Below are 25541 nucleotides of genomic sequence, written 5' to 3'. Positions count from 1 at the left end.
TCACGCCTCCTTCGGGTGGTCGACGGGGCCTGCGGCACTGGAGGCGGCGCGACGCGTGCGGCGCAGCGGGGGCTTGGCTCCGAGTCGCTTCGGGTCCAGGCCGGACCACGGGTGACCGTCGCCGTAGAACTTCGTGCGGGCGAGCAGCGTCATCAGCGGCTTGGTGAAGAAGAAGACCACGACCACGTCGAGCAGGGTGGTCAGACCGAGGGTGAACGCGAAGCCCTGGACCTTGCCGACCGTCACGACGAACAGCACCGCGGCGGCGAGGAAGGACACGAAGTCGGACACGAGGATCGTGCGCCGGGCCCGCGGCCAGGCACGCTCGACGGCCGGGCGCAGCGTGCGGCCCTCGCGGACCTCGTCGCGGATGCGCTCGAAGTACACGATGAACGAGTCCGCGGTGATGCCGATGGCGACGATGGCGCCGCAGACGGCCGGCAGGTTCAGCGCGAAGCCGATGGCCGGGCCGAGCAGCGACATGATCACGTAGGTGAGGATCGCCGAGGCCAGGAGGCTGGGCAGCGCGATCAGCGAAAGGCCGCGGTAGTAGACGATCAGGTAGAGCACGACGAGGGCCAGACCGATCGCACCGGCGATCAGACCCGCCTGGAGCTGCTCGCCACCGAGGGCGGCGGTGACGGTGTCGACGCTCTGGGTGTCGAAGGCCAGCGGCAGGGCACCGTACGACAGGATGTTGCCGAGGTCCTGCGCCGACTGCTGGTCGAAGCTGCCGGAGATCTGCGCGTTGGCGCTCAGCGTCTGCCGCACGGACGGGGCCGAGGTGACCTCGCCGTCGAGCACGATCGCGAAGCGGTTCATCGGGTCCTGCTGCTGCGACAGGCGACCGGTGATCGTCTGGAACTTCTTGGAGCCGGCGTCCGTGAACGTCATGTTGACGATCCACTGGCCGCTGTTCTGGTCGATCGCGGCGCCGGCTTCCTTGACGTCCCTGCCGTCGACCTCGGCCGGGCCGAGGACGTACTTCTCGACGAAGCCCTTCTCGGGCGTGCTGCACGCGACGATGGGCTCTTCGGCCTTGGTGGCCTTGCCGGCCGCAGCACGCTGCTTCGGGTCGGTGCAGTCGAGCGCGGCGAACTTCTGCTGGAGCGCGGCCTCGCCGTTCGCGGGCGGCTTCGGCGACTCGGAGGCCTTCGGCTTCTTCGAGGCGGAGCCGCTCGGGGTCGGGGTGGGGCTCGGGGCCTTCAGGGCCTCGGAGACCGGACGGCCCTGGGTGGTGGCGCTCGCCTTGGGCGTGGCGGTGGACTTGTCCTTACCGTCCTTGCCCTTGTCGGCGGTCGCGCCGGAGGCGGACGCGGACGGCTTCGGCGACGGGGAGCCGGAGGGGGACGCGGACGGCGTCGCCTTCGGGTCCATCGCCTGCGTCTGCGCGGTCAGGACCGGACGGAAGTAGAGCTGGGCGGTCTTGCCGACCTGCTCCTTGGCCTGCTCCTCGTTCGTCCCCCGAGGAATGTTGACGACGATGTTCTCGCGGCCCTGGGTCTGTACCTCGGCCTCGGAGACGCCCAGACCGTTCACACGGCGCTCGATGATGCTGACGGCCGTGTTCATGTTGGTCTCGTTGACCGCGGATTCCTTGCCGGGCTCCGCCGTCGCCTTGAGCGTGATCGTCGTACCGCCCGCGAGGTCGATGCCCAGTCGCGGCGTGGTGTGACCCGACCAGAACATCCCGCCGGTGAGCGCGACCATGGCGATCAGGAACAGTACGAGGACTCGCCCCGGCCTGCCCTGTCCCCCCGCCGGCCTTCGGCCCTTCTTCGGTGCTGCCACCTTGTCGTTTCTCCCTGTCCAACCGCCCCGCGCCGGGTGTGCGCGGGGCGGCCACGAAGTGATGTGGGGACCTGCCCCCGCAGAGGTAGACACGGTCCGGGGACCGCGGGTACGCCGGTGGGCGTGCCCGTGGTCCCCGGCTGCGAGCTACTTCGCGTCGGTGTCGCCGTCCGCCTTGCCGTCCTTGACCTCGGCCTCCGCGCCGGCCTCGGCCGGCTCCGCCTTCTTGGTCAGGTCGGCCTTGGCGTCGGAGGCGTCGTCCTTCTCGGTCAGCGAGGAGACGTCATCCGGTACAGCGTCGCCGGTGATCTTGATGTCACTGTCGGCGTCGGCCTCGTCGCCGTGCACGATCCGGTTGTACTCCTCGTCGGAGAGCACCGCGCCGATCGCGTTCTTGGCGTAGACGGCATGCACGCCGGGCGCCACCTCGAGGGTGACGGTGTCGTCACCGATCTCCTTGACGGTGGCGTACATCCCCCCGATCGTGCGGACGCCGGAGCCGGGCTGCATCTGGTTGCGCATCTCCACCGCCTGCGCCTGCTTCTTCTTGGCAGAGCGGGTCATCAGGAACATGGCCCCGATGAGGACGATGAAGGGGAGGAGCATGCCGATGTTATTCACGGGACGGAAATCCTTCGCATGGTCGCGGCGGTTCCGCGGCCTGATCTTCGGGGGTGGGTGCGCCGACCGAGAAGGGCGGCATCGGCGGAGTCTAGGCGAGTCCGCATCGATGGAACAACGCCCAGCATCGCCGATTGGTTCCTCCTTCGGCGAGCCTCCGCGCCGTTAGCGTCGTCACGCCCCGAAGAGCCCCTGTTGTCCGCTTCCCTGGATTCCCGGCCCTCCGGCCTGCGGCGGGACCAGTCCGAGATGGGTCCAGGCCGCCGGAGTGGCGACCCGGCCACGGGGCGTGCGCGCCAGCAGACCCTCCCGTACGAGGAAGGGCTCGGCGACCTCCTCGACGGTCTCGCGCTCCTCGCCCACGGCGACCGCGAGCGTGGACAGACCGACCGGGCCGCCGCCGAACAGCTTCAGCAGTGCCTCCAGGACGGCCCGGTCCAGCCGGTCGAGGCCGCGGCCGTCCACCTCGTACACCCCGAGGGCCGCGGCGGCGATCTCCCTCGTGACCCGGCCGTCGGCCCTGACCTGCGCGTAGTCCCGTACGCGGCGCAGCAGGCGGTTCGCGATGCGCGGCGTGCCGCGGGAGCGGCCGGCGATCTCGGCGGCACCTTCGGTGTCGATCTCGACGTCGAGCAGTCCGGCGGAGCGGTGGATCACGCGCTGGAGCTCGCCCGGGTCGTAGAACTCCATGTGCGCGGTGAAGCCGAAGCGGTCGCGCAGCGGTGGCGGCAGCAGGCCGGCCCGGGTGGTCGCGCCGACCAGCGTGAAGGGCGGCAGCTCCAGGGGGATGGCGGTGGCGCCGGGGCCCTTGCCCACGATGACGTCGACGCGGAAGTCCTCCATCGCCATGTACAGCATCTCCTCGGCGGGCCGGGACATCCGGTGGATCTCGTCGAGGAAGAGGATCTCGCCCTCCTGGAGGGAGGAGAGGATCGCGGCGAGGTCGCCGGCGTGCTGGATGGCCGGGCCGGAGGTGATCCGGATCGGCGCGTTCATCTCAGCCGCGATGATCATGGAGAGGGTCGTCTTGCCGAGGCCGGGGGCGCCGGAGAGCAGCACGTGGTCGGCGGTGGCGCCGCGCTGGCGGGCGGCCCGGAGAACGAGGTCGAGCTGCTGGCGGACCTTCTCCTGGCCGACGAACTCGCTGAGGTCCTTGGGGCGCAGGGCCGCCTCGACGGCCTGGTCCTCGCCGTCGGCGGCGGCGCCGACGAGGCGCTCGGCGCCGGTGCCGGTGTCCGTGTCGTCGTCCCAGTTCACGTGGTCTGCCTATCTCGGTGGTGGTGCGGTGGTCGATGGGCGCGGTCGGTCGGTGCCTGCGGGAGAGGGGCCGCTGCGCGGGGCTTCTTCCCCACCCCGCCCTTTCCCGATCTGGGGCGAGCCCCAGGCCCCCGAATCGCTCCGCGCGGCGGCCCTCAGCGGGCGCGGTTCAGGGTCTGCAGGGCGGCTCTCAGGAGCTGCGGGACCGGCGCCGAGCCGCTCGCGGCGATCGACTCCTCCGCCTGCGGCGTCACCGCGGCCACCGCCTCCTCCGCCTCGCGGCTCGCGTAGCCGAGGCCGATCAGCGCCGAGAGCAGCTGCTCCGTCCAGGGGGCGGGGCCGGCGGCCGCGCGCTGCGCGCCGACCAGCCCGCTGGTGCCCAGCGGCGCGCCGAGCTTGTCCTTCAGTTCGAGCAGCAGCTTCTGCGCGCCCTTCTTGCCGATGCCGGGCACCGCCGTCAGGGCCTTCTCGTCACCCGTCGAGACGGCGAGCCGCAGCGCGTCCGGGGTGTGCACCCCGAGCATCGCCTGGGCGAGCCGCGGGCCGACCCCGCTCGCGGTCTGGAGCAGTTCGAAGACCTGTCGCTCGTCGTCGTCGGCGAAGCCGTACAGCGTGAGCGAGTCCTCACGGACCACCAGGGAGGTCGCGAGCCGGGCCTCCTGACCGACCCTCAGTCCGGCGATGGTCTGCGGCGTGCACTGGACGGCCATCCCGACGCCGCCGACCTCGACGACCGCGGTCGTGGGGGCCAGGGCGGCGACGGGTCCGCTGACAAAGGCGATCATGACGTGCGGCCTTTCGCTGCGTGCAGGGCGACCGCCTGCTGGAGGCGGTTCTGGGCGGGGGCCCGCCAGATGTGACAGATGGCGAGCGCCAGGGCGTCGGCGGCGTCGGCCGGCTTCGGCGGCGCGGAGAGCCGCAGCAGCCGGGTCACCATCGCGCCGACCTGGGCCTTGTCGGCCCGGCCGCTGCCGGTGACGGCGGCCTTGACCTCGCTGGGGGTGTGCAGGGCGACGGGGATGCCGCGGCGCGAGGCGCACAGCATGGCCACCGCGCTGGCCTGGGCGGTGCCCATCACCGTACGCACGTTGTGCTGGCTGAACACCCGCTCCACGGCGACCAGTTCGGGCGAGAACTGGTCCAGCCACTCCTCGATGCCGCGCTCGATGCCGACCAGGCGGGTGCCGATGTCCGCGTCCGCCGAGGTGCGGACCACGCCGACGCCGAGCATGGTGAGCGGCCGTCCGGCGACGCCCTCGACCACGCCGATGCCGCACCGGGTGAGCCCCGGGTCCACCCCCAGTACGCGCACTTCGCCCCCTCCCTGATCGCAAGTCTGTTTGTGCAGGGCAGGCTATCGGCTGCCACTGACAACGCAGCGGGCCGACGGGGTGTGTCCCCGTCGGCCCGCTGCCGAGAAGGTCGCGATCAAGCCCGCGCTCAGGCGTCGACCTTCTCCATGACCTCGTCGCTCACGTCGAAGTTGGCGAAGACGTTCTGCACGTCGTCGCTGTCCTCGAGCGCGTCGATCAGCTTGAACATCTTGCGCGCGCCCTCTTCGTCGAGCTCGACCTGCATGGTCGGGACGAAGCTGGACTCGGCCGAGTCGTAGTCGATGCCGGCCGCCTGGAGGGCGGTACGGACCGCGACCAGGTCGGTGGCCTCGCTGATGATCTCGAAGGACTCACCGAGGTCGTTGACCTCCTCGGCGCCCGCCTCGAGCACCGACTCCAGGACGTCGTCCTCGGACAGCTCGCCCTTGGGGAGCACGACGACACCCTTGCGGTTGAACAGGTACGAGACCGAGCCCGGGTCCGCCATGGAGCCGCCGTTGCGGGTCATGGCGACGCGCACGTCGGAGGCGGCGCGGTTGCGGTTGTCGGTGAGGCACTCGATGAGCACCGCGACACCGTTCGGGCCGTAGCCCTCGTACATGATCGTCGCGTAGTCCACGCCGCCGGCCTCGAGGCCGCCGCCGCGCTTGACCGCGGAGTCGATGTTCTTGTTCGGAACGGACGACTTCTTGGCCTTCTGGATGGCGTCGAAGAGGGTCGGGTTACCGTCCGGGTCGGCACCGCCGGTGCGGGCCGCGACCTCGATGTTCTTGATCAGCTTCGCGAAGAGCTTGCCGCGCTTGGCGTCGATCACGGCCTTCTTGTGCTTCGTCGTAGCCCATTTAGAGTGGCCGGACATCTGCCTGTCTCCTTCGCGTAACCAAATCCTGAACGAACCCGAGAGATCTTACCGGGACGGTGTCACCGCTCCGCGCGCACCATGTCCACGAAGAGCTCGTGGATCCGGTGGTCGCCGGTGAGTTCCGGGTGGAACGAGGTGGCGAGGACGTTGCCCTGCCGCACCGCCACGATGTGACCCTCGTGCTCGGCGAGCACCTCGACCGTACCGCCGACGGACTCCACCCAGGGGGCGCGGATGAAGACGCCCTCGACGGGGGTGTCTATTCCGGCCACGGTGACGCCGGCCTCGAAGGATTCGTTCTGCCGCCCGAACGCGTTCCGGCGCACGATCATGTCGATGCCGCCGAACGTCTCCTGGCCCGAGCGCGGGTCGAGGATCTTGTCGGCGAGCATGATCAGGCCGGCGCAGGTGCCGTAGACCGGCAGGCCCGCGGCGATGCGCTCGCGCAGCGGCTCCATCAGGCCGAAGAGCTCGGCCAGCTTGGAGATGGTGGTGGACTCGCCACCGGGGATGACCAGGCCGTCGACCTCGGCGAGCTCCTCGGGGCGCCGGACCGGCCTGGCCACGGCGTCAGCCGCGGCCAGGGCGATCAGGTGCTCCCGTACGTCGCCCTGGAGGGCCAGGACACCAATGACGGGAGTGCTGCTCATCGGTGGTTACCAGCCCCGGTTGGCGTAGCGCTCGGCCTCGGGCAGGGTGTCGCAGTTGATGCCGACCATGGCCTCGCCCAGGTTGCGGGAGGCGTCCGCGATGACCTTCGGGTCGTCGAAGAAGGTGGTGGCCTTCACGATGGCGGCGGCGCGCTTGGCCGGGTCGCCCGACTTGAAGATGCCGGAGCCGACGAAGACGCCCTCGGCGCCGAGCTGGCGCATCAGCGCGGCGTCGGCCGGGGTGGCCACACCACCGGCGGAGAACAGCACGACCGGCAGCTTGCCGAGCTCGGCGACCTCCTTGACGAGCTCGTACGGGGCGCGCAGCTCCTTGGCGGCGGCGAACAGCTCGTTGTTGTCGAAGCCGCGCAGCTTGGCGATCTCGTTCTTGATCTGGCGCAGGTGGCGGACGGCCTCGACGACGTTGCCGGTGCCGGCCTCGCCCTTGGAGCGGATCATGGCCGCGCCCTCGGCGATGCGGCGCAGGGCCTCGCCCAGGTTGGTGGCGCCACAGACGAAGGGGGTGGTGAAGGCCCACTTGTCGGAGTGGTTGACCTCGTCGGCCGGGGTCAGGACCTCGGACTCGTCGATGTAGTCGACGCCGAGGGACTGCAGGACCTGGGCCTCGACGAAGTGGCCGATGCGGGACTTGGCCATGACCGGGATGGAGACGGCGCCGATGATCTCTTCGATCATGTTCGGGTCGGACATGCGGGCGACGCCGCCGTCCTTGCGGATGTCGGCGGGGACCCGCTCCAGGGCCATGACGGCCACGGCGCCGGCGTCCTCGGCGATCTTCGCCTGCTCGGCGTTGACCACGTCCATGATCACGCCGCCCTTGAGCTGCTCGGCCATGCCGCGCTTGACGCGGGCGGTGCCGGTCTCGGGGGACTGGGGGGTGGTGGAAGGCGTGGTGGACACGGGTACCTCACTCATGACAACAGTGGTTGACGAGAAGAGGAAACCGGCCACCAGGGGGCCACTGCAAGGGCCAATGTGGAGCCCGTGGCTCGTTTTCGCGAAATCCGAAGGCTACGGGCCGTCAGGCGGGGCGATCCGCAAGCGCAGCGGGCGGTTCATCGTCCATTTCGAAGGCGAGCGGGAACGGGGCGTGGCCTGCCAGTCGGAACCAGCGGACCTTGCGGTGACGGCGGAGCGCGCGGGCGGCGCGCACGGCGTCGTTGTGGAACCGGCGGGCCATCGGTACGCGCCGGACGGCCTGCGCGAGCTCCTCGGCGGCCTCCTCGCCGCCGGGGGCGGCGCGCACCACCTCGACCTGCCCGGCCTCGCCGAAGACCGCGCGCAGGGCCTGGCTCAGTTCGCTCTCGGCCACCTCGCGATGGTCCTCGGCGGCCTGCCGGGCCGCGTGCGCGGCCTCGTACAGCACGATCGACGCGGCCGGGTCGAGGACCCCGGAGGTGGCCAGTTCCTGCGCCACCGACGCACGCCGCAGCAACTGCGCGTCGAGCGCGGCACGGGCGGCGTCGATCCGCGCGTGCAGCCGGTCGAGCCGCCCGGCGGTCCAGCTGAGGTAGAGGCCGATCGCGACGAGGCCGACGAGAATCCAGATGAACGTTGCGGTCACGTGCGCACACGCTACCGGCGCCCGGCCCACTCACCGACCTCCAGGCCCCTCCGCGCCCGGGCCGGCTCCGGCTCGGGTCAGTCCCTCGCCAGGCCCCATCTCGCGCGCAGGCCCGTGCGTTCGTCCGTGGCCACCGAGGCCGCGCCGTCCGTGACCGTCTCGTAGACCGCGAGGATGTCCGCGCCGACCGTCGCCCAGTCGAAGCGGCGGACGTGCGCGCTGCCGCGCGCCCGCAGTTCCTCGCGGCGGGTCTCGTCGCCGAGCAGCCGGATCGCCGCGTCCGCCAACGCGTCGGCGTCCTCGTTCGCGAACAGCTCGCCCGCCGCGCCCTGGTCCAGGACCTGCGCGAACGCGTCGAGGTCGGAGGCGAGCACCGGCGCGCCCGCCGACAGCGCCTCGACCAGGATGATCCCGAAGCTCTCGCCGCCCGTGTTCGGCGCGACGTACACGTCGACGCTGCGCAGCAGCCGCGCCTTGTCCTCGTCACTGACCATCCCGAGGAACTCGACCCGGGACCGCATCTCCACCGGCAGGGACGCGACCGCCTCCTCCTCGTCGCCGCGCCCGGCGACGAGCAGCCGGGTGCCCGGCCGCTCGGTGAGGATCCGCGGCAGGGCCTTCATCAGCACCGGCAGGCCCTTGCGGGGTTCGTCGATCCGGCCGATGAAGCCGATCGTCCCGCCCTGCCACTCCTTCTTCGGCTCGGCCCGCGCGAAGAAGTCCACGTCGACGCCGTTGGGGATGACGACCGCGTCGCCGCCGAGATGCTCCACCAGCGTGCGCCGCGCGTACTCGCTCACCGCGATCCGCGCGCTGATCTTCTCCAGCGCGGCCTGGAGGATCGCGTAGGCCGCGACCATCGCGCGCGAGCGCGGGTTCGACGTGTGGAAGGTCGCCACGATCGGGCCCTGCGCGGCCCAGCAGGCCAGCAGCCCCAGCGAGGGCGTACCCGGCTCGTGGATGTGGATGAGGTCGAACGCGCCGTCGTGCAGCCAGCGCCGCACCCGCGCCGCCGAGAGGAAACCGAAGTTCAGCCGGGCCACCGAGCCGTTGTACGGCACGGGCACGGCCCGCCCCGCGGATACCACGTACGGCGGCAGCGGCGTGTCGTCGTCGGCGGGGGCCAGCACGGACACCTCGTGCCCGAGCCGGATCAGATGCTCCGCGAGGTCCCGGATGTGGAACTGGACGCCGCCCGGCACGTCCCAGGAGTACGGGCAGACGATGCCGATCCTCACGAGCCGGCCTCCCCGGGCCGCTCGGCGGGGGCGGCGACGTCCCCCGGACGCTCGGCGACGGCGCCGTCCTCCGGGCGCTCCTCCAGGTCCGCCAGCCACAGTCGTTGCAGCATGTGCCAGTCCTCCGGGTGGTCCGCGATGCCGGTGGCGAAGGCGTCGGCCAGCGCCTGTGTCATGACGGACGTCTTCTCGGCCCGGGTGCCTGTCTCCGGCACCTCGATCGGCGGGTGCACCCGCCCCTGCATGACCGGCGAGTCGTCGTACCAGAGCGTCACCGGCAGCAGCAGCGCGCCGGTCTGCTGGGCGAGCATCGCGGGCCCCGCGGGCATCCGCGCGGTCTCGCCGAAGAACTTCACCTCGACGCCCGAGGCGGACAGGTCGCGGTCGGAGACCAGGCAGACCAGGCCGCCCGCCCGCAGCCGCCGCGCCAGCGTGCCGAACGCGGCGCCGCCGGTGTGCGGCAGCACCTCCATGCCCAGCGACTCGCGGTACGCGACGAAGCGGTCGTACAACGACTCCGGCTTGAGCCGCTCGGCGACCGTGGTGAACGGCACGCCCAGCGCCCGGGTCACCCACACTCCGGCGACGTCCCAGTTGGCCAGGTGCGGCAGCGCGAGTATGACGCCGCGGCCGGTGGCGAGCCCGTCCGTCAGGTGGTGGATGTCCTTCGGCGCGAAGCCGCCCGCGGCCCGCTCCTGGCTCCACGTGGGCAGCCGGAAGGATTCCATCCAGTACCGCATGTACGAGCGCATGCCGGCCTTCGACAGCTCGGCCAGCCGCTCCGGCGTCGCGTCCGGGACGACTCGCGCCAGGTTCGACTCGAGCCGCAGCACGCCCTTGCCGCGCCGCTTCCAGACGGTGTCCGCGATCTTCCGGCCCAGGCCCGCGGCCACCGGCTCGGGGAGCTTCTTGACCGTGGCCCAGCCGAGCCCGTACAGGGCATCGGTCAGGCTGTCCTTCGCGCCGCTCATGACGCCGCCTCGCTCCCCCGCGCGGCGGCCTCGTCGGCCTCCGCGGACTCTCGTCGCACCGTCACCACCCGTTGCCCCAGCGTCACCGCGCTGCCCACCGCCACGATCCACAGGGCGATCGGCAGCAGCACCTGGATGCCCGGCACACCGAAGGTGTGCAGACCCGCCAGACCCGCCGCGACCAGCGAGATGACGAGCCGCTCGGCCCGCTCGACCAGGCCGTTCACCGCGACCGGCAGACCGATCGACTCGCCGCGCGCCTTGGTGTACGAGACGACCTGCCCACTGGCCAGGCAGAAGATGGAGACCGCGCACATCACGTTGTCGTCTCCGCTACCCGCGTACCAGAGCGCGAAGCCTCCGAAAATCGCGCCGTCGGCGACCCGGTCCAGCGTCGAGTCGAGGAACGCGCCCCAGCGGCTGGAGATCCCGGCCTGGCGCGCCATGTTCCCGTCGACCAGGTCGGAGAACACGAACAGGGTGATGACGATCGTGCCCCAGAAGAACTCGCCCCGGGGGAAGAAGACCAGCGCTCCCGCCACCACTCCGGCCGTGCCGATGAGCGTGACCGCGTCGGGGCTCACCCCCTTGCGGAGCAGAAACGCGGCGAACGGTGTGAGGACACGCGTGAAAAACGCACGCGCGTACTTGTTCAGCATGGCCTTCCCTGAGGGGTCGGTGGGCCGCGCGGCCCCTACGGCCACCGGCTGGCCCATCGTAGTCACGCGCCTCCCGGTGCACGGGCGCGCACCCTGCACGGCGTGTATCGGCCGCCGGGCGTACGACGTATGGACGCGCCGTGACAGCGGTGCAAAGCTCGAAGGACCATCGCGGGCGTCGCCGGAGCTGCCCCGCACTCCCAGCCCCGCCCGCGTCCCACCTCGCGTGCGAGCAGTCGGGAGGACACATCATGGGCGACAAGGCGAACGCACAGCCCGGAGCCGCCGGCAGGGCACCAGCGGCCGACCGGCCCTCGGCGGTACGGAACGTGGTGCTGGTCGGCCACAGCGGTTCGGGAAAGACGACTCTGGTCGAGGCCCTGGCCCTGACCGCCGGAGCGGTCAACCGGGCCGGCCGGGTCGAGGACGGCGGCACGATCTCCGACTACGACGAGATCGAGCACCGTCAGCAACGGTCCGTACAGCTCTCCCTCGTCCCGCTGGAATGGGGCGGGTACAAGATCAATCTCCTCGACACCCCCGGGTACGCCGACTTCGTCGGGGAGCTGAGGGCCGGTCTGCGCGCCGCGGACGCGGCCCTCTTCGTCGTCTCGGCGGCGCAGGAGGCGGACGCGGTCCCGGGCGCCACCCGCATGGTGTGGGAGGAGTGCGCGGCGGTCGGCATGCCCCGGGCCATCGTCGTCACCCACCTCGACACGGCCCGCACCGACTACACGCGGCTCACCGAGGTCTGCGGACAGCTCTTCGGCGGCGACGATCCCGACGCCGTCCTGCCGCTCTACCTGCCCGTGTACGGCGCGGAGGGCCCGGACGGGCACGCCCCGGCCACCGGTCTGGTCGGCCTGCTGACCCGGAAGATCTACGACTACTCCACCGGCGAACGGAAGGAGAACCCGCCCGACGAGGCGCAGCGGCCGCTCCTGGAGGAGGCCCGCAACCGGCTGATCGAGGGGATCATCGCCGAGAGCGAGGACGAGACCCTGATGGACCGCTACCTCGGCGGCGAGGACATCGACCTCAAGACCCTGATCGACGACCTGGAGAAGGCCGTGGCCCGCGGCACCTTCCATCCCGTGCTCGCCGCCGCCCACGCCCACGACGGCGGCCGCCAGGGCCTGGGCACGGTCGAGCTCCTGGAGCTGATCACCGGCGGCTTCCCCACCCCGCTGGAGCGCGAGGCCCCCGCCGTCACCACCCCGTCCGGCGCGCCCCGCCCGGCCCTGTCCTGCGACCCGGACGGCCCGCTGGTCGCCGAGGTCGTCAAGACCGCCTCCGACCCGTACGTCGGCCGGATCTCCCTGGTCCGGGTGTTCTCCGGGACCCTGCGGCCCGACGAGACGGTGCACGTGTCCGGGCACGGGCTCACCGACCGGGGCCACGAGGACCACGACGTCGACGAACGCGTCGGCGCGCTGACCTCGCCGTTCGGCAAACAGCAGCGGCTGCAGGGCGAGTGCATCGCCGGCGACCTCGCCTGCGTCGCGAAACTCGGCCGCGCCGAGACCGGCGACACCCTCTCCGCCAAGGACGACCCGCTCCTGATGGAGCCGTGGAGCATGCCCGACCCGCTGCTGCCGCTGGCGATCCAGGCGCACAGCAAGGCCGACGAGGACCGGCTCTCCCAGGGTCTGGCCCGGCTGGTCGCCGAGGACCCCACGATGCGCCTGGAGCAGAACCCGGACACCCACCAGGTCGTGCTGTGGTGTCTCGGCGAGGCGCACCGGGACGTGGTCCTGGAGCGGCTGCGCACCCGGTACGGCGTGCAGGTCGACACGGTCCCGTACAAGGTGTCGCTGCGCGAGACCTTCGGCGCCCCGTCCGGGGGCCGCGGCCGGCACGTGAAGCAGTCCGGCGGGCACGGCCAGTACGCCATCTGCGAGATCGACGTCGAGCCGCTGCCGGCCGGCAGCGGGATCGAGTTCGTCGACAAGGTGGTCGGCGGCGCCGTGCCGCGGAACTTCATCCCGTCCGTGGAGAAGGGAGTCCGGGCGCAGGCCGCGCGCGGTGTGTCCGCCGGGTACCCACTGGTGGACGTGCGGGTCACGCTGCGGGACGGCAAGGCCCACTCGGTCGACTCGTCCGACGCGGCCTTCCAGACCGCGGGCGCGCTGGCGCTGCGCGAGGCGGCCGCCGAGGCGCCGATCCACCTGCTCGAACCGGTCGCCGAGGTACAGGTGATGGTGCCGGACGAGTACGTCGGTCCGGTGATGAGCGACCTGTCCGGCCGGCGCGGCCGGGTCGTCGGCACCGAACAGGCGGGCCCCGGCCGGACAGTCGTACGGGCCGAGGTGCCGGAGATCGAGATCGGCCGGTACGCGGTCGACCTCCGCTCCCTGTCGCACGGCACCGGAAGCTTCGACCGCGCGTACGCCCGGCACGAGGCCATGCCGCCGCAACTGGCGGGCAAGATCCGTGAACAGGCGGATTCCGGCGTGTAGTCGAGCCTCCGTCACCGGATGCCGCCGTTCCCGCCCCGAGGAGAACGGCGGCATCCGGCCGTCACCTGACGCGCACGCCGTGTGCCCGATACGCTGGGGTGCCCAGCTCAGAAGGTGTGCGGGGCGCGGTAGTTGGGAACAGGCCGCACAGAGATGACGCGGTGGACCACGCGGTGCACGCGGCGATGGGGGCTGATGACGATCGTGTACGGACCCGGGGCGCAGGTCCCCCTCCAGGGCTCGGACGGCCAGACGGCGGCGACGTTCGCGCTCGCCTCCGCCGCGTACCGCGACGGGCCGATGGACAAGATCCTCGAGGCGAACAGCGACTGGCACAAGTCCACGGTCAAGAAGGGCAAGTGGCACGACCTCTTCCGCCCGGACCTCGGCGAGGCGTTCTCCCGGGCCGTCCAGGTCCGCATGCTCGGCGGCGCCCGCAAGGCGCTCATCCAGTCCTTCGGCACCGAGCCGCAGCCGGTGGTCGAGCACTGTCTGGCGGCCACCAACATCCGCCGCCGCCGGGACATCAGACTCACCCTGGTGACCGTCCTGTTCGGCGTGGTGTTCCTGCCCGGGCTGCTGCTCTGGCTCGGCGTGATCCAGCTCCGCCGCAGTCTCGCCGGAGCCGCCGACAAGCGCGCCGGCGCGCTCGGCACCGCCCTGCTGCTCGGCATGGGCCTGCTGGCCGTGATCTTCCTGATCAAGCTGCCGGTCGACAGCGTCCTCGGCCTCTACCTGCGAGCCATGGTGATCGCCCCGCCGCTCGGCTGGGTCCTGGCCAAGCGCATCTGCGAGTCCACCGCGGTCGACCTCCGGGAGCGCTGGGACGGCCTGCTCAGCGGCGGCGGGGTCGCCGCGAAGATCCCCGAGGCGGTCCCCACGGACCCGGCCGAGAGCTCCGCGGAGGAGCTGCGCCAGAACCTGGAGAAGCTCACCGCCGAGCAGCAGTCCAACATCGTCTTCTACGCCGGCCCCAAGGGGATACTCGGCATGGGCACCCGCTGGGGCAGCTGGACCCTCGCCGAGGACCTGGTCCCCCAGGAGGGCAAGGAGATCCACGACTTCCGCGCCTGGGACGTGATCCGGCCGATCCACGACCAGCTCAAGCTGCTGGAGCGCGGCTCGCTCAAGACCGGCTTCCCCAAGCCCGTGGTCAAGCACTGGATCGTGTCGCCGGTCGGCGAGGGCGCCACCGAGGTCGCCCGCCCTGAGGGCGAGAACATCGTCACCTTCCAGGTACGGCCGCACGAGATACAGCGGATCTGCAACGACCAGCAGTTCGGCAGCGGCAACCGTCACTACCTGGGCGTGCAGTTCACGCTCTGGGACGGGCAGCTCGTGCTCACCATGATGATCACGGTCACCTCGCTGCTGCACACCCTGCGCGTCGAGGTCACCGGCCATGCGCTGGGCCCGGTCCACTCGCTCTTCACCAGCAAGCCGAAGGCCAAGACCAAGGAGGTCTCCAAGACCGTCCGGTTCTGGGAGACCCGCGAGATCAAACTGCCCCTGGTGGAGACGGACGAGGTGGTCCGGCTCGCCGTGCGCGCCCCGCTGACCTGGTTCCCGCCGGTCCTGGACTTCCTCGGTGGCAAGCTCGTGCTGCCCGAGCCGTTCGGCCTGCGGCACGCCTGGGCCGACAAGCCCTGGCGCCACCGCTTCATGGCGGACGACGCGATCCGCGCCGCGACGCCCGTCATGCGGGCGGTGCACACCGCGACCATCAAGGTCCTGCAGGACCACGGCGTGGACACCGAGCGCTTCGCGAACCGCTCGCTCGTGCTCAGCGGCCTGATCCAGGACCCCGGCCCGAAGAAGGCCGACGTCTACGACGCCTGACGGACGCCCCTGACCGACGGAAGACGGAACGACGACGACGGCCGGGCCCGAGGGCCCGGCCGTCGTCGTCGTTCCGTGACGCGTGCCGCTAGTCGACCGGCCAGGCGTCGGCCAGCATCTTGCGGGTGTCGGCGAGCAGCTGCGGCAGCACCTTCGTGTGGCCGACGACCGGCATGAAGTTGGTGTCCCCGCCCCACCGCGGCACCACGTGCTGGTGCAGGTGGGCGGCGATGCCGGCACCGGCCGCCGCGCCCTGGTTCATGCCGATGTTGAAGCCGTGCGCGCCCGACGCGGTACGCAGCGCGACCATCGCCCGCTTGGTCAGCTCGGCAAGCTCGATCGTCTCCCCCGTGTCCAGCTCCGTGTAGTCGGCGACGTGCCGGTAGGGGACCACCATCAGGTGTCCGCCGTTGTACGGGTACAGGTTCAGCACCGCGTACACGTGCCGGCCGCGCGCCACGACGAGCCCGTCCTCGTCCGACATCGACGGGATCGAGCAGAACGGACAGCCGTCCCCGGCCTCCGGACCGGTCGGCTTGTTCTCGCCCTGGATGTACGCCATTCGGTGAGGCGTCCACAGGCGCTGGAACGCGTCCTGCGTCCCCACTCCGATCTGCTGCTCCGGCTCAATCGTCATGCTGTGCAGCATATTGCTTCGCCCGTTCGGACCGTGTCGCCGGGGCGACGGATCATGCTCACCGGAGATGCTGATCAGATGAACGACAGGTCGCAGCGGCAGGAGCAATGGGAGGACCGGACCGACGCGCTGCTCGCCGTGGCGTCGCTGGCCTTTCTCGCCGGGTACGCGGTCCGGATCCTGGGCCACGACCTCCCCCAGGTGTGGCAGGACGTCTGCCTCGCGATCACCTTCGCGGCCTGGGCCGTCTTCGTGGTGGACTACGTGGTCCGCATGTGGCTGAGCGGCCTGCGCCCCCTGCGCTTCGTGCGCAGCCATGTGCTCGACACGATCGTCGTGCTGCTGCCCCTCCTTCGCCCGCTGCGGATGGTGACCAGCTACGACAAGATCCAGCGCCGCCGGGACAAGGCGCGGCTCACTCTGTACGTCCGGGTCATGGCCTACGCCGGGCTCTCCTCGCTCCTGCTCGGCTTCGCGAGCGCGCTGACGGTCTACTCCTACGAGTACGGGGCTCCGGGCGCCACGATCCGTACCTTCGGCGACTCGGTCTGGTGGGCCTGCTCGACGCTGTCGACGGTGGGGTACGGGGACGTGTCCCCGGTCACCCCGGGCGGGCGGGTCACCGCCGTCGGGCTGATGGCCTGCGGTCTCGCACTGCTCGGTGCGGTGACGGGCTCGTTCTCCTCCTGGCTGATCCAGACGTTCACCAGGGAGGACGAGAAGAGGCCCCCGGGAGATTTCCCGGGGGCCTCCTGAGCACGGCCGTAGGCACTGTCCGCGGTCGGACCTGCCTGCCGTCGTCGGGTCAGACCTGGACGCGGTCCTCGACGATCTTGGCGATCTTGGCGATGGCCTCGTCCGCCGGGATGCCGTTCTCCTGCGAACCGTCGCGGTAACGGAACGAGACGGCGCCGGCGGCCATGTCGTCGTCACCCGCGATGATCATGAACGGCACCTTCTGCTTCTGCGCGTTCCTGATCTTCTTCTGCATCCGGTCCGCGGAGGCGTCGACCTCCACCCGCAGGCCCTGCTTCTTCGCCTTGGCGGCGAACTCCTGCAGGTACGGGATGTGCGCGTCGCCGATCGGGATACCGGTCGCCTGGACCGGCGCCAGCCACGGCGGCATCGCGCCCGCGTAGTGCTCCAGGAGCACCGCGAAGAACCGCTCGATCGAGCCGAACAGAGCGCGGTGGATCATGACCGGGCGCTGCTTGGTGCCGTCCGGGGCGGTGTACTCCAGGTCGAAGCGCTCCGGCAGGTTGAAGTCGAGCTGCACGGTCGACATCTGCCAGGTGCGGCCGATGGCGTCGCGCGCCTGCACGGAGATCTTCGGGCCGTAGAAGGCCGCGCCGCCCGGGTCGGGGGTCAGCGGGAGGCCCTGCTTCTCGGCGACCTGGCGGAGGGTCTCGGTGGCCTCCTCCCAGATCTCGTCGGAGCCGACGAACTTCTCCGGGTCCTTGGTGGACAGCTCCAGGTAGAAGTCGGTCAGGCCGTAGTCGCGCAGCAGGTTCAGGACGAAGGTGAGGGTGCGGTCCAGCTCCTCCGCCATCTGCTCCTTGGTGCAGTAGATGTGCGCGTCGTCCTGGGTGAAGCCACGGGCCCGGGTCAGACCGTGGACCACGCCGGACTTCTCGTACCGGTACACGGTGCCGAACTCGAACAGGCGCAGCGGCAGCTCACGGTAGGAGCGCCCGCGCGCGTCGAAGATCAGGTTGTGCATCGGGCAGTTCATGGGCTTGAGATAGTAGTCCACGCCCTCGTCGAGCTGCATGGGCGGGTACATGCCCTCGGCGTACCAGTCCAGGTGGCCCGACTTCTCGAACAGCTTGCCCTTGGTGGCGTGCGGCGAGTAGACGAACTCGTAGCCCTCCTCCTCGTGGCGCTTGCGCGAGTAGTCCTCCATGACCCGGCGGATGATGCCGCCCTTGGGGTGGAAGACGGCGAGACCGGAGCCGATCTCGTCCGGGACGGAGAACAGATCGAGCTCGTTGCCCAGCTTGCGGTGGTCGCGCTTCTCGGCCTCGGCGAGGAAGTCGAGGTGGGCCTTCAGCTCCTCCTTCGACGGCCACGCGGTGCCGTAGATGCGCTGGAGCATCGGGTTCTTCTCGCTGCCGCGCCAGTAGGCGGCCGCGTTGCGCATCAGCTTGAACGCCGGGATGTTCCGGGTGGTGGGCAGGTGCGGACCGCGGCAGAGGTCCTTCCAGCACAGGTCACCGGTCTTGGCGTCCAGGTTGTCGTAGATGGTCAGCTCGCCGCCGCCCACCTCGACGTTCGCACCGTCGTCGGTGGAGGCGGAGCCCTTGATGCCGATGAGCTCCAGCTTGTACGGCTCGTCCGCCAGCTCCTCGCGGGCCTCCTCGTCGGAGACGACGCGGCGGGAGAAGCGCTGGCCGCGCTTCTGGATCTCCTGCATCTTCTTCTCGATGGCCTTGAGATCCTCGGGGGTGAACGGCTTCTCGACGTCGAAGTCGTAGTAGAAGCCGTCCCGGACCGGCGGGCCGATGCCCAGCTTGGCCTCCGGGAAGAGCTCCTGCACGGCCTGGGCCATCACGTGCGCGGTGGAGTGGCGCAGGATGTTCAGGCCGTCCTCGGAGGAGATCTCGACGGGCTCGACGACGTCGCCCTCGGCGAGCGGGTACGCGAGGTCCTTGAGCTCACCGGCGACGCGGGCGGCGATCACGGTGCGGTCGTCGGCGAACAGGGCGCCGGCCGTGGTGCCCGCGCTCACCGCCCGTTCCTCGGAACCTGAGGCGGACTGGACGGTCACACGGACATCAGACACTGGTGCTCCATACATAGGGGCGCAGGCAGGCACGAGGTGCCGGCGCCGACGGTGCGCGGCAGAGACGAGGTGCCGCGTCGTCGTTGATCGTACCGACCTCGGGACCTCCCCCGCGAAACGGTTTCCGCGGGGAGTCGCCCGGCCCGCTCCCCTCGTCAGTCGCCCCCGCAGGCCTCCTCGAAGAAGTCGAGGTTCTCGTGCAGGGACTTCATCAGCCGGTCCCGTTCCGCCTCGTCCACCTGGACCGGGACCACGCCCGAGGCGTCGTTGAGGCGGCGGAAACCGCCGCGGCGCTCCAGCCGGCCGACGACCCGGATCGGCAGTCCGACCAGGTGGGCGTGCACGGCCGTGCGGTACGACTCCTCGTCCAGGGCCACACGGACGTGCGGCACCTCCGCCCCGGCAAGCACCCGCAGCCGCACCGTGCCCTCGCCGCGCGGCCCGGAGCGGCGCATCCGGACCACCGCGCCGGTGATCCGTACCGGCATCGACGGCTCGTCCGTCAGGTACCGCGCGCCGGCCTCGCGCAGCGCGGGCAGGTCGCCCGGCGAGAACTCGACCGGTTCCGGCCGCGCCGCGCAGCCCTCCGGCACCCCGGCCGCCGGCGCCCACTCCAGCGCGATCCCGGCCCCCTCCGAGCCGCGCACCAGGGCCACGATCGCCTCGGTCAGCTCGCGGCTCACGCCGGTCCGCACCGCCGCGTCGAACGCCTCCATGCCGCCGGTGGCCCGCTGGTAGTCCACGGCCTCCCGGGTCGCGTACAAGGCGTGGTAGAGCCGTACGGCGATGGGGCGGCCCGCGTCCACCGGCACGAACGCGGTCAGCCCCCGCCCGCCCGGCGCCGCGCCGACGACCACGCCCTCCAGCGAGGCCTGTGCCTGCCGGCGGTGCCGGCCGCCGTAGTAGCCGGCCCGCCCGCGCACCGCCAGCGCGCCGGCCAGCAGCAGCTGCCGGGCCGCCGAGCGGAGCTGTTCCTGCGCGTTCCAGGTCAGCGTGCCGGCCGGACCCTGGGGCACGTCGCGCGACCAGCGGATCTCGTCGCTGGGCACGCTCAGGCCCACCAGGACCTCGCGCGCGGCCGGTGTGCCGCTGCGGGCGAGCGCGGTGAGCGCCTCGCCCAGCAGGTCCTCGCAGTCGGGGAACGCCCGGCTCTCGGGCACCAGCAGGCTGGTGCCGTGCGCGCCGGGCCCTGGTGGGGTCCAGCGGGCGTAGCGGCCGGCCGCGCCGCCGCGCCGCCGCCAGCCGTGCCGGTCCAGGAGCGCGCCCAGGACCAGCGGGTCCACCCGGGCCGGGTCCGGGACGCCCGGCTCGCCGACCGGCGTCTGGGGGTGGGGCCGGAGCGGGACGGATCCACCCTCGGGTTCGTCGATCGGCCAGTGCATCAGGGTCTCCCTCCCGCCCCGACCCGGGTCATGATCTCGCAGAGCGCCCGGTCGTCGAAGATCCGCGCGGTGGGTATCCGCACGGTGGTCCGGCGCCGCCCGGTGACCGGGTGACCCGCCAGATTGATCCAGTAGCAGCAGTGCCTCAGGTCGAGCCGGTCGTGTCCGGCCCGCAGCCAGTCCTCCTGGGCGCGGGGCACGAGCATCACGACCAGGATCTTGTGCACCGAGACCGGGGTCCGCGCCAGCTTCACGAGGTGCTCGTTGTCGAGCGTGAACGAGAACGCGGGTCCCGGGGGGTGCGGTGCGATCTGGTAGGTGCACTTGAGCTGCACCTTGATGGTCACTTCGTCGTCGACGACATGGCCGGGAGCGCCGTGGCTCACGTGCCAGTCGATGCCGTTGTCCGGAAACGGCTGCGACAGCGAACATCCCGCCGCTGCCGCGACCGCGTGCAGATAGCCCACCTGGAGGGTCTCCATGCAGGCGGTGGTGGCGAGCGAGCCCCGCAGCGGTGCGTCCCGCTGCGGCGGCAGCAGCCCTCCGCCGGTGCCTGCGGTGCGGGACGGTCCCCCGGGCTCGGGCTGCGGGAGCGCCATGACTGAAATCCCTTCCCCGTCATCTGTGTTGTCACCGCCCGGCGTACGGCGCAAACGGCCCGGGTATCACCGGTTCGGGCAGCGGGACAAGCCCATCTGCCGCCATCTGCCGCTGAGGTGCGAGGAGTTCGGGGATGACGCACTGGTACGAGGGCCCCCTGGCCGCATTCGACACGGAAACCACAGGAGTTGACGTCGAGCAGGACCGGATCGTGTCCGCCGCGCTCGTCGTCCAGGACACGGCGGGCGGCCGGCCTCGGATCACCCGATGGCTCGTCAATCCGGGGATCCCGGTCCCCCGGGCCGCCACCGAGGTGCACGGCCTGACGGACGATCACCTCCAGCACCACGGGCGCTGGCCGGCCCCGGTGATGGAGGAGGTGGCGCGGGCGCTGGCCGAGCAGTCGGCGGCGGGCCGCCCGCTGGTGGTGATGAACGCGCCGTTCGATCTGACGATCCTGGACCGGGAACTGCGCCGGCACCGGGCCTCGTCACTGGCCCGCTACATGGAGAACGTGCCGCTGTGCGTGCTCGATCCGCGGGTGCTCGACAAGCATCTGGACCGCTACCGCAAGGGCCGCCGCACACTGACGGATCTGTGCGCGCAGTACGAGGTGGAGCTGACCGGCGCGCACGACGCGGCGGCGGACGCGGTCGCCGCGCTGGATGTCGTACGGGCGGTGGCGCGGCGGTTCTCGTCCCGGCTGGAGCGGCTGACGCCGGCGGAGCTGCACGCCCGTCAGGCGGTGTGGCACGCGGCGCAGGCGCGCGGGCTGCAGGCCTGGTTCACCCGGAACGGGACGCCGGAGCTGGTGGATCCGGCGTGGCCGCTTCGTCCGGAGATCCCGGCGGCGGCGTGAGCGACAGGGCGGGCGCGGGAACGAAGAAGGCCGGTCCGTCTGAGACGGACCGGCCTTTCCCGGTGGGCGATACTGGGATCGAACCAGTGACCCCTTCGGTGTGAACGAAGTGCTCTCCCGCTGAGCTAATCGCCCGGGAACGGGTTGAACCATACAGGCCCTGCGGCCTTCGATTCAAACCGCTTGCAGGTGGGCCGCCAGTCCGCGTCGTCCGCCGCGCATCATCAGGGCGTGGTTGGCGCGGAACACGGGCCTGCCCGGCACCGAGAACGCCCGCATGAGCCGGGCGCGGACCTCGACCTCCTGCTCGTACACCGCCCGCGTCGAGGTCCCCTCCCCGGTCAGTGTCCAGCGCGCCCAGCCGTCGAGGTCGCCGCTCAGCCCGACCTCCAGGACCCCCGCCCCGGGGTCGTGGCGCAGGGCGACGACCGTCACGACCAGGTCGTACGGGAGGACGGAGCGGAACCGGGCGGTGCCGGTGGCCTCGTCGACCGGGGTGACCTCGCGGACCTGCGGCCACCAACGCGGGTAGTCCTCCGCGCGTTCGAGCACGGCGTAGACCCGGTCCGGCGGCGCGGCCAGTCGCCAGACGCTGCGGAAGCGATAACGGCACCAGTCCATGTACCCAGTGTGGACGTACTCAGGGCGGAAGATGAGTACCCCGACGCATCCCCACCGCGGGTGTCCCGAGCCACACTCCGCCCATGGAGAATGTTCTGCCGCCCGCCGACGAGCTGGTGCTCGTCGACCGCGAGCTGGCCCAACTCGACGCCCGCCGGTCCCACTTGCTGGCGCGGCGCGCCTGGCTGCTCCAGGTGCTGCGGGCGCCCGCGGCCCCCGTGCCGGCGCCGGCCGCCGCTGCGGCCGGCTGGACGGTGCCGCCGCGCCCCGCCCCCGACTCGACCCCGCCGAGCGCGCAGAACGTGCTGCTCACCCTCGGCGGTGTCCTGCTCACGATCGCCGCGATCGCCTTCACCCTGGTCAGCTGGGGCTCGATGGGCATCGGCGGCCGGGCGGCCGTGCTCGGCGTGGTGACGTCCGCGACGCTGGCCGCGCCGGTGGCACTGCTGCGCCGCGGCCTGGTCTCGACGGCGGAGTCGGTCGGCGCGCTCGGGCTCGTCCTGACGATCCTCGACGCGTACGCGCTGCATGCGGTGGCCCTCTCGGACACCGACGGCGTGGCGTACACGGCGGCGGCCTCGGCGGTGCTGGCCGGGACCTGGACGGCGTACGGCCTGGCGCTGGGCGGCCGGCTGCGGATCCCGCTGCCGGTCGCCGTGGTGACCGCCCAGCTGTCGCTGCCGCTGGCCGCGGTGGCGGCGGACGCGGGCGCGTACCCGCTGGGCTGGGCGGCGCTGGTGACGGCCGCCGCGGACGCGGCCCTGGTGCTGTGGGTGAAGCGGCCGTCGGTGCGGATGACGGCGGCGGTGGGCCTGTGCGTGACGGGCGGCTGGGCGCTGCTGACCGGCGGCTGGTTCTCCCTGACGGACGCGGTGCCGGGCGCGGGCCTGCTCCTCGCGGGCGGCGCGCTGGCGCTGTTCGTGGGGTGGCGCACGCCGGCGGTGACGGTGTTCGGCGCCGTGGTGGCCGCGCTCGCGGCGGTGGCCGCGGTGGGCGGCGTGCTGCGGTCGGTACTGCCGGGTGACGACTGGATGGTGCCGGGGTACGTGGCCTGCGCGGTGGCCCTCGCGGCGGTGCTGCGCACCACGCTGCCCAAGCCGGTGAAGCAGGGCGCGGTGGGCGCGGGCGCGGGGGTGCTCGGCGTCGGTGTGCTGTGGGCGCTGCCTCCGGTGGCGGCGGTGCTGCTGGACTCGGTGGTCCGGACGACCCCGGTCTGGTCGGGCCCGTCGTCCCCGAAGTTCTCCGACTACCCGGCGACCGCGCCCCTGGTGCTCCTGACGGCCGTGGCCGCTCTCGTACCGCTGCGCCGCGTCTGGTCCCGCTGCCTGGCGCTGCTCCTGACCTGGGCGACCGTGCTCTCCCTGCCGGTGTCCCTGGACCTCCCGCACCCGGCCCGGCTGACCCTGCTGCTGCTCACGGCCGTGGCCGCGGTGGCGGTCGCCTGCCTCCCGGAGCACCTGCTCCGCGGAGTCCGTACGCCGGAGCCCGAGGCCGCGCCCGCGACCGAAGCGGCCTCGGAGGCCTCGGAGGCTTCGTCCACAGGTGCCGCCGAATCCGAGGCGCCGGCCGCCGGTGCCTTCGGGCCGCCCACCTGGCCCGGCTGGGGCGGGACGGGCGCCCCCAAGCCGGTACGGGCCGCGGCCTCGGTGGCGCCGGCGACGGCGGTGGCGTGGAGTGCGTTCGGGGCCGGCCTTGCCTCGGCGGCCGGGGCGCTTGCGGCCGGGCTCGACACCCGTGCCGGGACCTTCACCGTGCTCGGTGTGCTGCTCGGGCTGTTCGTCGCGGCAGCGGCGTTCGGGGTCCGCGCGGTCCGCACCGTGGCCGCCTGTCTGGCCGTCGCGGCCGGCGCCGGGCTCGTACTCGCCGGGGCCCGTGCCGCGGAGCTGCCGGACCACCGCACGGCCGTGTGGCTGCTGGTCGTGCCGACGGCCACGGTCGGCCTCGGCGCGCGGCTGCGCCGCCACCCGCTCGTGCTGCCGGTCGAACTGTCCGGCGCGGCCGTCGGGCTGCTCGCCATCGGCCTGGCCGCCGACCGGCCGCCCGTCCTCTCCATGGTGCTCGCCGTCTGCGGCGTGCTCGCCGCGGCTGCCGCGGTGCTCCCGGAGGGCCGGCGCGCGGCGGGCTGGACGGCCGCGGTGCTCTTCGTCCTGGCGACGTGGGTGCGGCTCGCCGCGTCGGACGTGACGACGCCGGAGGCGTACACGCTGCCGGTGACGCTGCCCGCCCTGGCGGTCGGCGTGCTGCGGCGCCGCAAGGACCCGGAGGCGTCGTCCTGGACGGCGTACGGGCCCGGGCTCTCCGCGACCCTGGTGCCGAGCCTGTTCGCCGCCTGGACCGACCCGCACTGGGGCCGTCCGCTGCTGCTCGGCCTCTGCGCGCTCGCGGTGACGCTGCTCGGCGCCCGGCACCGGCTCCAGGCGCTGCTGGTCCTGGGCGGCGCGGTGCTGGCCCTGGACGCGCTGCACGAGCTGGCGCCGTACGTGGTGCAGGTCGTCGGGGCGCTGCCGCGCTGGCTGCCGCCGGCCCTTGCCGGTCTGCTGCTGCTCGCGGTGGGCGCGACGTACGAGCAGCGGCTGCGGGACGCCCGCCGACTGCGGGAGAAGCTGGGCCGGATGCGCTGACGCGGGGGCCTCGGCGGAAACGCCGAGGCCCGGAGACTGCAGCGCAGACGCCGAGGGCCCGGAGACTGAATCAGTCTCCGGGCCCTCGGTCCGGGTGGTGGGCGATACTGGGTTCGAACCAGTGACCTCTTCGGTGTGAACGAAGCGCTCTCCCACTGAGCTAATCGCCCGGGCGCACCGCAAACATTACCCCATGTCAGCGGGCCCCTTTGACCATCCCCGGGTCACTGGTCGATCTTCCACGGCATCACGAAGCCGAACTTCCAGAGGTAGATCCCGAGCAGCACGGCGATGATCACCAGGCCGATCGTGGTCAGGACGATGTTCCGCCGCCGCACCTTCGGGTCCAGCGCCTTCTGCGCGGCCTCGGTGACCTTGCGCTTGGTCCAGCGCAGCACGAGCTGCGCCCAGACGAACTCGGTCGCCCAGATCGCCATGCCGCCGAAGATCACCAGCCAGCCCGGTCCGGGCAGCGGCAGCATGATGACGCCGGCCACCACGACGGCCAGGCCGACGACGAAGACGCCGACCTGCCAGCTCATGTGGAGGGTCCGGCGCGCCTTGATGAACTCGGGCGCGCGGGAACCGAGCGGCCGCTCGGCTCCCTCCTCCTGCGACGCCTCCGGAGCGCTCCGCGCTTCCGTCACGTCCCCCGTCGCGGGCTTGTCGGCCGCGGCTGCGGCCTCGCTCCGCTCGTCACTCTCCGCATTCATGGACCCAACCTACCGGACCGGCGCCGATCACCGGAATGGAGTCATGCCCGCACGACATAC

At 72.0% G+C, this 25541-nt stretch carries 23 protein-coding genes and 2 tRNA genes; 5 read left to right on the top strand and 20 right to left on the bottom strand.

The genetic code is table 11. The features are described 5' to 3' along the window. The 12 genes from secD to pgsA all read right to left on the bottom strand — a co-directional run bounded on the left by secD (position 1) and on the right by pgsA (position 11025). Positions 1-1791 carry a protein translocase subunit SecD gene (gene secD / locus R2D22_RS30550; protein ID WP_318108052.1) on the bottom strand — a complete coding sequence of 597 codons (1791 nt, stop codon included), beginning with the start codon at positions 1789-1791 and terminating at the stop codon, positions 1-3. A gap of 147 nt (positions 1792-1938) precedes the next feature. Beyond that, positions 1939-2397, bottom strand: coding sequence for a preprotein translocase subunit YajC (gene yajC, locus R2D22_RS30545; protein ID WP_318110088.1), 459 nt, complete (start codon positions 2395-2397; stop codon positions 1939-1941). A 189-nt stretch (positions 2398-2586) separates the two neighbouring features. Continuing rightward, positions 2587-3669, bottom strand: a complete 1083-nt coding sequence (gene ruvB / locus R2D22_RS30540; RefSeq protein WP_318108051.1) for a Holliday junction branch migration DNA helicase RuvB — start codon at positions 3667-3669, stop codon at positions 2587-2589. A 155-nt stretch (positions 3670-3824) separates the two neighbouring features. Next, complete coding sequence (gene ruvA / locus R2D22_RS30535; protein ID WP_318108049.1) at positions 3825-4454, bottom strand: Holliday junction branch migration protein RuvA; 630 nt, start codon at positions 4452-4454, stop codon at positions 3825-3827. Further along, positions 4451-4981, bottom strand: a complete 531-nt coding sequence (ruvC, locus tag R2D22_RS30530) for a crossover junction endodeoxyribonuclease RuvC (protein ID WP_318108047.1) — start codon at positions 4979-4981, stop codon at positions 4451-4453. The genes ruvA and ruvC overlap by 4 nt, the downstream gene beginning before the upstream one ends. A 128-nt stretch (positions 4982-5109) precedes the next feature. After that, positions 5110-5862 carry a YebC/PmpR family DNA-binding transcriptional regulator gene (locus R2D22_RS30525; RefSeq protein ID WP_318108046.1) on the bottom strand — a complete coding sequence of 251 codons (753 nt, stop codon included), beginning with the start codon at positions 5860-5862 and terminating at the stop codon, positions 5110-5112. 62 nt (positions 5863-5924) lie between these two features. Then, positions 5925-6515: a pyridoxal 5'-phosphate synthase glutaminase subunit PdxT gene (gene pdxT, locus R2D22_RS30520; protein ID WP_318108044.1), complete on the bottom strand. Its 591-nt coding sequence runs from the start codon at positions 6513-6515 to the stop codon at positions 5925-5927. A 6-nt stretch (positions 6516-6521) separates the two neighbouring features. Further along, positions 6522-7436 (bottom strand): pyridoxal 5'-phosphate synthase lyase subunit PdxS, encoded by a 915-nt coding sequence (pdxS, locus tag R2D22_RS30515; RefSeq protein WP_318110086.1) that lies wholly within the window; start codon positions 7434-7436, stop codon positions 6522-6524. Between the two features lie 121 nt (positions 7437-7557). After that, a complete protein-coding gene (locus R2D22_RS30510; protein WP_318108043.1) occupies positions 7558-8100 on the bottom strand; it encodes a hypothetical protein in 543 nt (180 codons plus the stop codon). Positions 8101-8177: 77 nt separating this feature from the next. Next, positions 8178-9338, bottom strand: coding sequence for a glycosyltransferase family 4 protein (locus tag R2D22_RS30505; RefSeq protein ID WP_318108042.1), 1161 nt, complete (start codon positions 9336-9338; stop codon positions 8178-8180). Then, positions 9335-10309, bottom strand: coding sequence for a phosphatidylinositol mannoside acyltransferase (locus tag R2D22_RS30500; protein ID WP_318108041.1), 975 nt, complete (start codon positions 10307-10309; stop codon positions 9335-9337). Before R2D22_RS30500 ends, R2D22_RS30505 begins: the two co-directional genes overlap by 4 nt. Beyond that, positions 10306-11025 carry a phosphatidylinositol phosphate synthase gene (pgsA, locus tag R2D22_RS30495; protein WP_318110084.1) on the bottom strand — a complete coding sequence of 240 codons (720 nt, stop codon included), beginning with the start codon at positions 11023-11025 and terminating at the stop codon, positions 10306-10308. The genes R2D22_RS30500 and pgsA overlap by 4 nt, the downstream gene beginning before the upstream one ends. A 194-nt stretch (positions 11026-11219) precedes the next feature. On the opposite strand from pgsA, the gene R2D22_RS30490 reads away from it, so the two are divergent. Together R2D22_RS30490 and R2D22_RS30485 are read left to right on the top strand one after the other, a co-directional pair. Then, positions 11220-13427: an elongation factor G-like protein EF-G2 gene (locus R2D22_RS30490; RefSeq protein ID WP_318108039.1), complete on the top strand. Its 2208-nt coding sequence runs from the start codon at positions 11220-11222 to the stop codon at positions 13425-13427. A 195-nt stretch (positions 13428-13622) separates the two neighbouring features. Next, on the top strand, positions 13623-15266 hold the full coding sequence (locus R2D22_RS30485; RefSeq protein WP_318108037.1) for a hypothetical protein: 1644 nt from the start codon (positions 13623-13625) through the stop codon (positions 15264-15266). A gap of 88 nt (positions 15267-15354) precedes the next feature. Here the strand turns inward: R2D22_RS30485 and R2D22_RS30480 are convergent, their stop codons facing one another. After that, on the bottom strand, positions 15355-15915 hold the full coding sequence (locus tag R2D22_RS30480) for an HIT family protein (protein ID WP_318108036.1): 561 nt from the start codon (positions 15913-15915) through the stop codon (positions 15355-15357). A gap of 66 nt (positions 15916-15981) precedes the next feature. On the opposite strand from R2D22_RS30480, the gene R2D22_RS30475 reads away from it, so the two are divergent. After that, positions 15982-16659: a potassium channel family protein gene (locus R2D22_RS30475; protein ID WP_318108035.1), complete on the top strand. Its 678-nt coding sequence runs from the start codon at positions 15982-15984 to the stop codon at positions 16657-16659. 49 nt (positions 16660-16708) lie between these two features. On the opposite strand, the gene thrS is transcribed toward R2D22_RS30475, so the two are convergent. The 3 genes from thrS to R2D22_RS30460 form a co-directional block, all read right to left on the bottom strand. After that, positions 16709-18685, bottom strand: a complete 1977-nt coding sequence (thrS, locus tag R2D22_RS30470) for a threonine--tRNA ligase (protein WP_318108034.1) — start codon at positions 18683-18685, stop codon at positions 16709-16711. Positions 18686-18840: 155 nt separating this feature from the next. Continuing rightward, positions 18841-20067, bottom strand: coding sequence for a hypothetical protein (locus R2D22_RS30465; RefSeq protein WP_318108033.1), 1227 nt, complete (start codon positions 20065-20067; stop codon positions 18841-18843). Next, positions 20067-20666, bottom strand: coding sequence for a DUF4365 domain-containing protein (locus R2D22_RS30460; protein WP_411977097.1), 600 nt, complete (start codon positions 20664-20666; stop codon positions 20067-20069). Before R2D22_RS30460 ends, R2D22_RS30465 begins: the two co-directional genes overlap by 1 nt. 134 nt (positions 20667-20800) lie before the next feature. On the opposite strand from R2D22_RS30460, the gene R2D22_RS30455 reads away from it, so the two are divergent. After that, positions 20801-21526 carry a 3'-5' exonuclease gene (locus R2D22_RS30455; protein ID WP_318108031.1) on the top strand — a complete coding sequence of 242 codons (726 nt, stop codon included), beginning with the start codon at positions 20801-20803 and terminating at the stop codon, positions 21524-21526. 63 nt (positions 21527-21589) lie between these two features. Here the strand turns inward: R2D22_RS30455 and R2D22_RS30450 are convergent. Further along, a tRNA-Val gene (locus tag R2D22_RS30450) sits at positions 21590-21661 on the bottom strand. Between the two features lie 39 nt (positions 21662-21700). Beyond that, positions 21701-22147 carry an SRPBCC family protein gene (locus R2D22_RS30445; protein ID WP_318108029.1) on the bottom strand — a complete coding sequence of 149 codons (447 nt, stop codon included), beginning with the start codon at positions 22145-22147 and terminating at the stop codon, positions 21701-21703. A gap of 83 nt (positions 22148-22230) precedes the next feature. On the opposite strand from R2D22_RS30445, the gene R2D22_RS30440 reads away from it, so the two are divergent. Continuing rightward, positions 22231-24768 (top strand): SCO7613 C-terminal domain-containing membrane protein, encoded by a 2538-nt coding sequence (locus R2D22_RS30440; protein WP_318108028.1) that lies wholly within the window; start codon positions 22231-22233, stop codon positions 24766-24768. A 95-nt stretch (positions 24769-24863) separates the two neighbouring features. On the opposite strand, the gene R2D22_RS30435 is transcribed toward R2D22_RS30440, so the two are convergent. Beyond that, positions 24864-24938, bottom strand: a tRNA-Val gene (locus R2D22_RS30435). 54 nt (positions 24939-24992) lie between these two features. Next, positions 24993-25481, bottom strand: a complete 489-nt coding sequence (locus tag R2D22_RS30430) for a TIGR02611 family protein (RefSeq protein ID WP_318108027.1) — start codon at positions 25479-25481, stop codon at positions 24993-24995. Positions 25482-25541 lie beyond the last annotated feature (60 nt).

This window comes from Streptomyces sp. HUAS YS2, from assembly GCF_033343995.1.
GTDB lineage: Bacteria > Actinomycetota > Actinomycetes > Streptomycetales > Streptomycetaceae > Streptomyces > Streptomyces solicathayae.
Note: the sequence above shows the minus strand (reverse complement) of the source record. Positions and strands in the feature narration are given on the sequence as shown.